Annotated in this window: 2 protein-coding genes; both read right to left on the bottom strand. The window is 36.6% G+C overall.

Annotated elements, in window-relative coordinates; genetic code table 11:
- Window positions 1–463: fatty acid desaturase family protein (locus WBN20_RS03850; protein WP_424280765.1), on the bottom strand; the 463-nt coding region annotated here is incomplete at its 3' end.
- 673 nt (window positions 464–1,136) lie between these two features.
- Window positions 1,137–4,064 (bottom strand): M1 family aminopeptidase (locus tag WBN20_RS03845; protein WP_424280764.1); only part of this gene is annotated, 2,928 nt, incomplete at its 5' end.

The raw sequence follows: 4,064 nt of genomic DNA, 5'->3' as shown, positions 1-4,064 counted from the left end.
ATTCATTTTTTTTAGTAAAAAAGCCTTTCTTTCTATATCGATTTATTCTGACAAAATCTTTGGAGGTGATCCAGGAAATGGTAGACAAACCATAGAAAAACCAGACATATATATGCTGAAACTTATGCAGCCAGTATTTTTTTGCATGGGGCGAAAACCGCAGAACAGCGGGCGGATTTATATCATCATCTGTTTGATCTATATTGGTATAAGTATGGTGTAATACGTTGTGTTGAATCCGCCAAACTGTTGAGTTTGCGCCAATCAGGTTCATAGTGTACCCCAGATATTTATTTACATGTTTATTTGTAGAATATGAACCATGAATGGCATCATGCATGATACCCATACCAATTCCTGCCATTCCTAATCCGCTAATAATATAAAGGATAAACAGCATTGCTGAACTAGTTATGAGACCACTGTTGATTATTATCATTGGTAAAAGAAATAATGATAACATTAATATGGTTTTTAAAACCATGCTTTTGTTGGCATGTTTACTAATATTATTTGTTTTAAAATATGTATTGACTCTTTCTCTTAATGTCTTAGAAAAGTCTGAACTTCTTCTTTTTGAAAATTTTGGATTTTTAATACCGGATTGTTTTAATTTTATAGCTTTTTACCGGCTTTTGAGATTAACGAACATATTTATTTCTTGTTCATTAAAAACGGTGGGGCGGTAAATAATTTGAGAATTTTTGGAGAAACTAATTGAAGTATATGAGGAAAATTACTTTTCACTTAAAATAACATCTAAACCAGAATCACTTTTTCTTCTTATTGGCGTATAAAATGGTTTTAGCACTATTGCTATTAAAAAACTGAAGAGAGCGGGAGTAAATTAAAGATCCGGGTAGATCGAAATAAAGGTAGGCTTTCTGACCTTCTAACGAATCAAAGGTAACTTTTATTTGAACTACCATTCCAAATAAAGTGTTAAAGTGCTAAAAATGAGTATTTTATTATTAGACTTAATAAAATTTTATCCACTTTCTATTCCTAAATCCGCTAGTAATATTTTAGCAAATACTACTGCAAAAGCAGGGTCTTATAAAGACTTTTGATTTTAAATAATTAAAGCCATCTACAGTTTAAAAACAAATTATATTTAAATAGTTTGTCTATTGCATTTATTCAACTTTTTCTTCCACATTTATTAAATTATCGTCGGGGATACGGTCAATCATTTTATTATAAGGATCTATTCCGGCCTTTATTGGTAAAGTTTTAACGGTATATGTAAAGGAACTCTCACCGGGTTTTACCCACCTTTTTTCCAAAACCATTGGAGATTTAACGGTCATACCCAAATCATTTTTGACATCTTCTGCAAAAATTCCAATTTCCAATACATTCGGCTGTTCTGGCGAATCAAGAAGTTTTCCGTTCCCGTCAAAATGATTTTTGCCGCTTTGAACATCAATGGTCACCTCGTATTGCCCATTTTCTAATTTCTTATAAGTTGCATTAGAAGTTTTATTTGAATACAGGGTGATTTTTTCAAAACTATCTTCCAGATAATACTTTAAAGAATCGGGAGTGGCAGTATTTATAAAGTGATACCATTCTTTTGTGGTTGTAAATGGCGCTTTAGGACGAAAAGCCGCCGAGTCCGCGTAACTTCTAAAAGCCTTATTTAAATTCTTTTCCCCAACAAGATCCTGCAAAGCATACAGAATAAGCCCCCCTTTTCGATACCAAACATAGGCCTGGTTGTCATTATCGAGGAGTGTTTTTTCAAATTTACTTTCATTAGCCCTGCTTCTTAAGTAACGATCAAGTTCTTCCTTGAGGAATTCCTGCATGGCATCTACGCCATATTCTTTTTTCATTACCATCAGGGAAGAATATTCTGCCATAGACTCTGAAATCTGATTGGAACCTCTTGTAGCCGAAGGGGTAATTTGGTGTCCCCACCATTGATGCGCTACTTCATGTGCCGTAACGGTATACACATAATCCAAATCTTCCGGATCACTAAAATCGCCTACCCAGCCAAAACTCTCGGCAAATGGCACGGTATTAGGAAAAGATTGTGCAAAAGTGGAGTATCGTGGAAATTCCAGAATCCGCATTTGACGATACTGGTAGGGGCCATAATTTTCAGAAAAATAATCTAATGAATGACGTACCCCTTTTACAAAACGATTCAGATTATAGGTATGTGTTGGATGATGGAAAATTTCAATATTCACTTTTTCCCCATTTTTACCAGTCCACACTTCCCTATGTACGTCATATCTCGCAGAGGAAATATTGTAAAAGAAATCCAGGTCGCCTTCCATCTTATAGGTAAAATACTTGCGGCCGTTCTCTTCCCACTCCTTTTGCAAATAACCCGGCATAATAGCTATCTGATCCGGGGCAGTGCTGACCGTTCCCTCAAAAGTTACATAATCTGCATCATCATTAAACAACAGATTCTGCAAACCCCATTCGTCGTCCTGTGGAGGCAATTGATAGTCCTTTATTGGAAGTTCATATTTTTTTCGGTCCTGATCACTGGTTAATTCTCCCTGTGAGGAATACCCGAATGAGGGGAAAAAGTTATTGTTTAGGAAAGTTCCGTTGTATACAATATCTGATCCACTACCTTCATTGGGAAAACCCTCAAAAGAACCAGTTACTTTTAACTCCAAAACCAAAGTATCATTAGGCTGCATACTTTTACCCAGAGAATAGATCTCATAACCAAAAGCTTCGTATTTTTTTCCAAGAACAGGTGTTTTCCCACCTATTTTGAACTCTTCGATTTTTTTGTGAAAGATTCCGGGTCCTCCCCAGTTAAGGTGAAGCGAATCAATGGTTTCGTTCGATTTGTTTACCATTTTATATACAGTCGTAATGGTAGCATGACGCTTTTCCGGTACCAGATCTGCATTTACCTTTACATCGATAACCTTGGGCTGTGTTTTCTGGTAATATTGACTTAACTCTTTCTCATAATCGGCAGAGCCTATGGTACCTGCCTTCTCGGTTCTGTAATGATTTAATGTTTTGGTATTATAGTTTATGAAGACTCCGGAGCCCAGCCATATTACGGCTAACAGAATTATAGAAGAAAGAGTGCTGACTTTTAATCTACCCCTGGCGATTTGAAGCCGCGCTTTTCTTCCCGAATCCGTGCCGCGTTTCCAAAACAGAAAACCCAATAGGGTAAGTATTGCACCAAATGCCAGCCAATATAGTCTGAACCAAAAAAGAGATGTGCCAAAATGGCCAAAGCCGTTCATGTCTGAAACCGTATAACCCGGTGCATAACCATATAAATATAGATTGTTGTCCACGTCCAGGAAACTATTTAAACCAAACAACAAAGCCCATATGGCAATGGCCACAACATGACCAATGAATTTTTTGGTCACTAAGGAATGTACACAGAAAGCAAGCATCACAAAAATGATATACTTTGGAAATTCAATCAGGTACAGATCAGTAAAATACTTGTCGAACTCAAAGTTAAAATATCCTTTTATCAGCTGATTAAAAACACCGCTGATAAGGATAAGGTTAACAAGCAGAAAACTCACAAATGTCAGTGCCAGAAATTTAGACCCATAAACTATTCCATTTGGAATAGGTAGTGACCCGAATATCTGATCGTAATTCACACTGCGTTCCCTATGAAGGACTTCACCGGTCATAAAGACAATCAGGACGAAAATCAGAATGATATAGGTAAAATCCTTGACTTCCAGCATATAATAGGTGAGTGGCAGCGAAGGAGTTCCATAAATAGGGAAACCAAACCAGGCATCAAAAAACAGGAAAAGGACAGCCGCCACTAATATGGCAATAAAGAAATTATCCCTGATGATATTTTTAAATTCCATTTTAGCCAGGCTAAAAAGAAGCTTGAAATTCAGAGCTCTGGAATATACTTTACTAACCTCAGGAATGTTGGTATGAGTTGAGGAAACCGCAGTAGTTTCTTCTTCCGTTTTTCTCTTTTTAGTACCGTAATTCCGACTTAGAAAACGTTGAAAATCAAACCTGAACAGTGTATAAAGAAGGGCTAAAAGCCCAAGACCAACCCAAAGGATGCGATTCCATACAAG

Source organism: Eudoraea sp., assembly GCF_049665975.1.
Taxonomy (GTDB): Bacteria; Bacteroidota; Bacteroidia; order Flavobacteriales; family Flavobacteriaceae; genus Eudoraea.
Note: the sequence above shows the minus strand (reverse complement) of the source record. Positions and strands in the feature narration are given on the sequence as shown.